Origin of the sequence: Pedobacter sp. (assembly GCF_035566355.1) — a bacterium.
GTDB lineage: Bacteria > Bacteroidota > Bacteroidia > Sphingobacteriales > Sphingobacteriaceae > Pedobacter.
Window position 1 is genome coordinate 1 of sequence record NZ_DATMRL010000492.1, and the last position, 6,275, is coordinate 6,275.

7 protein-coding genes are annotated in these 6,275 nt (G+C 43.2%); 2 read left to right on the top strand and 5 right to left on the bottom strand.

The genetic code is table 11. From position 1 onward, the window contains the following. Nucleotides 1-541: 6-phospho-3-hexuloisomerase (gene hxlB / locus VNZ46_RS19175; protein WP_325561632.1), on the top strand; the 541-nt coding region annotated here is incomplete at its 5' end. A 38-nt stretch (nucleotides 542-579) separates the two neighbouring features. Beyond that, the gene (gene hxlA, locus VNZ46_RS19180; protein ID WP_325561634.1) at nucleotides 580-1,212 is read left to right on the top strand and encodes a 3-hexulose-6-phosphate synthase; all 633 of its coding nucleotides are present in this window, start codon (nucleotides 580-582) and stop codon (nucleotides 1,210-1,212) included. Between the two features lie 90 nt (nucleotides 1,213-1,302). On the opposite strand, the gene VNZ46_RS19185 is transcribed toward hxlA, so the two are convergent. The 5 genes from VNZ46_RS19185 to VNZ46_RS19205 form a co-directional block, all read right to left on the bottom strand. Beyond that, nucleotides 1,303-2,574, bottom strand: a complete 1,272-nt coding sequence (locus VNZ46_RS19185) for a glycoside hydrolase family 71/99-like protein (RefSeq protein ID WP_325561636.1) — start codon at nucleotides 2,572-2,574, stop codon at nucleotides 1,303-1,305. 13 nt (nucleotides 2,575-2,587) lie between these two features. Then, nucleotides 2,588-3,607, bottom strand: coding sequence for a family 43 glycosylhydrolase (locus tag VNZ46_RS19190; RefSeq protein ID WP_325561638.1), 1,020 nt, complete (start codon nucleotides 3,605-3,607; stop codon nucleotides 2,588-2,590). 10 nt (nucleotides 3,608-3,617) lie between these two features. Then, nucleotides 3,618-4,253, bottom strand: coding sequence for a hypothetical protein (locus tag VNZ46_RS19195; protein WP_325561640.1), 636 nt, complete (start codon nucleotides 4,251-4,253; stop codon nucleotides 3,618-3,620). 41 nt (nucleotides 4,254-4,294) lie between these two features. Beyond that, nucleotides 4,295-5,557, bottom strand: coding sequence for a glycoside hydrolase family 71/99-like protein (locus VNZ46_RS19200; protein WP_325561642.1), 1,263 nt, complete (start codon nucleotides 5,555-5,557; stop codon nucleotides 4,295-4,297). Continuing rightward, the coding region (locus VNZ46_RS19205) for a DUF3823 domain-containing protein (RefSeq protein WP_325561644.1) at nucleotides 5,554-6,275 on the bottom strand (722 nt) is incomplete at its 5' end. The genes VNZ46_RS19205 and VNZ46_RS19200, both read right to left, overlap by 4 nt.

Below are 6,275 nucleotides of genomic sequence, written 5' to 3' on the forward strand. Positions count from 1 at the left end.
AAACATGGATTTAATCATCTCAGAAAACCGGCAATTGGCTAACAGGATCAATACAGAAAACCTGATCCCGTTGGTCAATGGAATCCAATATTCGCAAAGAATATTTCTAATCGCGGCGGGGCGGTCGGGCTTTGCATTACGTGGAGCAGCAATGAGATTGATGCATCTTGGGTTAACCGTATTTTTTGTAGGCGATACGACGACTCCAGCAATCGGGCAAGGAGATTTATTACTGGTCGCATCCGGTTCGGGTACCACGGGCTCCATGGTCAGCGCTGCAAAAAAAGCGATTGCTGCTGGTGCAAAGGTAATTGCTTTAACAACTGCACCACTTTCTGAACTTGCAAGATTAGCAGACCATACGGTTTTTATACCTGCGGCCGGAAAACAGGAATTTGACGGAACAAAGTCAAAGCAATATGCTGGCAGTCTGTTTGAGCAATTTTTATTCCTGTTAATGGATATGGTCTTCCAATCGCTTTGGAAAATGGACGGTACACCTGCCGAGGTGCTCTGGGAGCGTCATGCAAATCTTGAATAACATCATTATACACGAACACATATTAACTAAATACAATTATGGCAAAATTACAAGTAGCAATAGATCTATTGACGACAGAAGAAGCACTGGCACTAGCCGCAAAAGTTGCACCCTATGTTGACATTATAGAATTAGGGACGCCTTTGATCAAGAATATGGGATCAACAGTGATTACCGCTATGAAAAACGCACACCCCGATAAATTGGTTTTTGCAGATCTTAAAACTGCGGATGCGGGTGAACTGGAAGCGGATATCGCTTTTAAAGCAGGTGCTGATTTGATCACAGTTATGGGGTCTGCAGGAAATGCAACTATTATTGGGGCGATAAAAGCAGCAAAAGCGCATGGAAAAGGTGTAGTAGTAGACACCATTGGCTACCCTGACAGGGTTAAAAGAGCTCAGGAAGTAACGGAACTTGGTGTTGAGTTTGTTGAACTTCACGCAGGACTGGATGAGCAATGGACCGCTGGTTACTCCATCCAGGTACTCATTGATGAGGCAGCAAGAGCGGGCGTTCCGGTTTCAATCGCAGGAGGGGTGAACATTGATAATGTTGCAGCCGTAATCAGAGCTGGTGCACAGGTTGCAGTGGCCGGAGCAGCCATCTATGGAGCAGAAGATCCAGCAGCTGCTGCGAAAGCCCTTCGGGAGGCAATAGACGCGGCTTAAATCCAGGATAAGTTATTATAGACCATCTAAGAAACAGCCCCTATTTTTGCGAAAGCATTACCTAGGGGCTGTAAATTAAAGATAAAACAGTTACAGTATTGGTTTTGTAGGCCGGGTTACGGTAAGTGGAATCTCACCCCTGAACATCTTAGCTCCGTCACCTGATAACCTGAGGTAATAGTCAGACGAGCAAGCTGTACCATCTTCATCCAGAGTGACGAAGGAAGTCCCTGATGGAATAAAACTGGCATTTTCTGCTGTTTTTGCAATTTGGTTCCCTTCATTATATTCATCAAACATAGAAATGTACAATCCTTGTGCACCCAGACTTTTCATATTGTAAAATTGCCGCCACATGAAATCACCGTGAAGCCGCTGATGTTCCTGAAGATCGCCTGGTAATATGCAGGGTTGATAGTCAATTCCGTTGGCTTTACAATAGGCCATGTCAGGCATGTTAATGGTTCTGTATTTGGATTCAATTTCACTAATGGAGCCTATTCTCCCAATCATCCAGGGGGAGATCATATCCAGGGCTTTATAAGCTGAAAGAAATTTTGGTCTGGAATCACTATCCTCGGTGCGCCAGTTGGTAGGTACACCGCCAATTACATAACAACCTTTACTTTTGAACCAATTGATTACATCTATGCAGACATCGGCACTGAAAGGGTGGTTGTTGTCGGAAAAGCCAAATCCCCAGATGCAGACCACAGGTTTACCGTTTTGTTTGGCGTAGGCAGAAGAAGAGGTATAGGCCGACATTTTATTGGTCCAGTCCGTTTTAATTTCCGATTGCATATTGGTCCATCCGCTGATATCGTACATAATATAGAATTTACGTCCATGCAATTCCGCTGCGGTTTTCACTTTTGCGGTGATGGCATCCCGAACCGGTCCTTCAATTCCGTTGGGGTTGAACCGTTGTAAGGCAGCTACATCCAGGCCGTTTTGCTTCATCCAGAGAAATTGGGTGTTAACGGTCTGATCGTTAAAGGAAGAAAATAAGTTAGCTGTCTGTCCGTTGACAAGGTTTGGAAAGGAAGTGGGGTAGGTAGCCGAGTAATCTCTTACATCTGGCCATGATTTTATGCCTGAATTGGTTGTTGAAGGTGATTTTGCCCAGTCCTGTGTCCAATGCCACCAGGCATCTATAGGAGAACCATCGCCTTTGGCAGCAAACCATCCCTGGTAGCCAACGGTGACTTTCCCAACGACATCTCCGGGAGGGGAAGGTGTAATGATTTTCCCTCCCGGAGATGGTTCTGGTATAGATGGTTGATCAGTGCCATTTTTAGAGCAGCCCGCGGTTAAGGCAAGCAAGACGATCAGCACCAGTATATTTAATGGTTTTAGGTTCATAGTTTAATTTCGGTTATTTGGTGAGTCCGCTGGTCTGAACCACTTTTTTAATGGTTCCATCGGCATTGTAATACAATTTATCTACACAAATTGACCTTAACCAATCTTCATTGGACAGGGCACTGTTGTGGTAAAAAGAATACCACTGGCCCTTGTATTTCACAATAGAACCATGGTTGGTAAAGCTATCGGTAGGATCCATATAAATGCCCTGACTGGTCCAGGGACCTAACGGACTTTTACTGGTGGCATATCTCATTTGGTTGTGTTTGCCATCTTTATCATGGTTATCGGAATAAGAAAGATAGTACAAACCGTCTTTTTTATGTACCCAGGAAGCCTCATGAAAGTCCGTCAGACCTTCCATCTTCTTCATTTCACCATCAATTTCCATCATATTATCTTTGAGTTTTCCGGCTTCACAGGTACCACCGCCACCGTAGAACAGATAAGCCTGACCATCATCATCTACAAAAACGCATGGGTCTATCATTGACTTAAGCCCTTCAATATATCCTTTTACCTCAAAACCGCTGGCTGGACTTTTACTGGTGGCAACACCAATTTTCCAGGTGGTGTTCCAGTCGTCGCCGGACGGATGAGGGAAATAGAAATAGTAGGTTCCGTTTTTATAGGCACAATCCGGCGCCCACATAAATCCACCTTCTTTCCTACCCCATGGTACCTGACTGGAATTCAAAATTTCACCATGGTCTTTCCAGTCAACCATATTATCTGTGGAAAAAACATGGTAACGGTCCATCAGGTCACAACCGCGTGCCGGAGCAATATCGTGAGATGCATAGACATATAAGCGTCCGTCTGCCCACACTCTGGCCGAAGGATCAGCGGTATACATATTCCGGATAAATGGATTTCCCTTTGTTTTTTTAGAAGAAGTGGTCTTTACAGATAAATTGTCCTTTTGGGCAGTACAGCTAAAACTGCCTAACATAATAGTCCCGCCCAGAGCCAAAGCCAATACGAATGAGCTGTTATTGCTTCGCTTTGTTTTTTTAAATAGAGTATTCATATGGTGTTGTTTATTTTTGTACAAATTTTAGTCCGTCAATGCCGGTCACAAAGTCGGCCGAGACTTTTTCTTTGGTATTGAAAAATACCCTGAAGTAATTCATGGCTGCAAGATTTGCACCGCCATCAGATGAGTATGCATCGCTGATGTTTAATTTTAATCGGTTCCACCCATTCACCAGAGGCCCAACTTTCATGATATCCCATCCATACCTGAATTTGTCAGGATCATTAGCACTGCTGATCTGAATTTGACCTTCTTTCAGCTGGCTGGCATCCTGAATATAGAACCAGAACATGAATTGTCCGTTCTCTGGTGTTACTTTTGTGTCAACTGGTGATACATTTCTCCTTTGGTACTGCATAAAATCCTGACCTGGTGTAATCCTGGATTTAATATAGCCTGTGCCTTCTTTTTTACCCTGGGTCTCTAAGCTGCCCGTACCTAAAGCAACGTCCCAAAGACCATCTAATTTATCACAACTGTCAAACAAAACAAATGGTTTGGCATCATCAGGATCAATGACCACTGGCGGGTCTGGGTGCAGCCCACTTGTGTCCCTTGATGGGTATTCTGTTTTTTTACAGCCTCCAGCAAGTACAAAGGCTAATAAAGCATATATTATTGTTGAATTTCTTAATTTCATAATTTTAATTTTTAAAATAAGTGTTTATTCATTTTTCAGCATTACCTTAAGGGTTTAACAATGCTATATCCGTTTCCGCCGTGGAACCATTTCGCGCCCTGACCGGTCAACCATAAGTAATAATCTGAGGTCAGTTCATTCTCAATTCCAACAAATTTGAAACCTTCATTTCCATTCAACGGAACATCGGCCGCCCTTGCGGTCTTAAAAATGGCTGTGCCTTCATCTATTTCATCGAACATGGCTACATATAAGGATTGCGCACCCGCATGTTTGGCCCCTGCAATCTGCTGCCATAGAAAATTGCCTTTCTGGCGTGGAATGGCATTATAGATTGTAGTGTCTTTGTGCATATTTCCCCAGGTAAATCCGGGGAATACCAATGGTACATAATCTATTTTGTGTTCTTTGCACCAAGTTATGTCATCAGCAACAATCTGTGGGTTATAAGTTTTGGAATCAAACCTTCCCACTGCCCAGGGCATCAGGATATCTGCTTTTTTGATGACTTCCTGCAACAAATGAGATTTGTCTGTATCCCTGCCTGCTGTTCTCCAGAAATAGGGGACGCCCAACATAATGGATATATTATTTCGAGGTCCTTTGAGTAAGTCCACAAGCTTGTTTACATCACCAATGGTATACTTCCTGTAGTCGTTAAATCCTACACCCCAAATGGTCACCAGGGGTTTCCCGCGGTGCCATAGATAAGTAGGGTTAATCTTTGTGTCGGATAATTTGAATATGCTTTCAAGTTCTTTCCAGTCTTGCTCAAGGTATACCATGTCTGCACTGGAGCAGCCGCTCAGGTCGTACATTACGCTTATGGCTCTGTCGTATTTTTTTGCAGCCTTTAAGGCGCTTTCCAATACCTTATTGAAATGCCTTTTTCCGGAAGCTGACTTCACTTCGCCCAGGAATCTCTGCATGTGTACCCCATCAATACCATATTCCTTCATCCATTTAAAATGCAGTTCAACGCTGCTTTCATCATATGGACTGTATAAATAAGCATCTTTTCCATCCGCAAATTTGAATGGAGATTTATACTTTTTAAGGTATTCAGTTACATCGGGCCAGAGGTCTACATTGGTATTGCCCGGATAAAAACCACCTCTGCCCTGATAGTGGTACCAGCCTCGCTGCGAACCATCACCATTAGCAGCAAACCAACCCTGGTAACCGGCCATGACCAAATGGGTATAGGAAGGATACCGCGGGCCCTTTTTCCAAATACCTGATATCGAAAAGGCACCTGTAGCAGCGATTAAAGTGATATAAAATGAAATCTTTATTCTTTTCATGGAACTTTAATTTCTACGATCTCAGAATAATTGACGCTTTTATAACTGTCATTTACCCTTGCACCAACTCTTACAAAGAAGATCCTCCCCGAAAGGAGTGCAGGAACAGTGATCGTAAACGACTTATCCGCAGCTGACATATCGTTCCATTCTTTATTGACCGTAACCTTCAGATCGCTGGAATACTCTTTAATGCTGGCATCTGAACCTACAAATTTGGTGGTGTTTACGTAGGGTTGTACGTCAGAGATGGTGGGCATACCAGCACCAATCGGTGCATCGATGTTAAAAGTTAAAATAAGATCTCTTTTGTCAGTTAAAGTATGTGTAAAGTTTTTGATTACAAGATAGGGAGTCAATTCAAAATCCTGTTTAGTGCCTTGATCAATATTGATCTCTAATGGAGTCAAAGTAGGCCAAAATGCTCCTCCTTTAGGGGTTACCCGGTATTTTCCTTTAAACAATCTGGAATCTTTAAAGGTCCCATCTATTTTGCTTGGGATCTCCTGAGGGGTCGGTGTGTCACTCCAACTGATCTGTTCCAGTTTAATTTGCATGCCATTGGTAGAGGTAAGGAAATTCTGGCCAGTGGTTTTATCAATCAACCGGCCTTCAAAAGAAGCATTGGGCTCAGGGTAGTTGTCTATTTTGGTACATGCAGAAATTGCCAGCAAGCTTGCTCCAAGTAAAATTCTGCTCATGATCTTTTTCATATCTT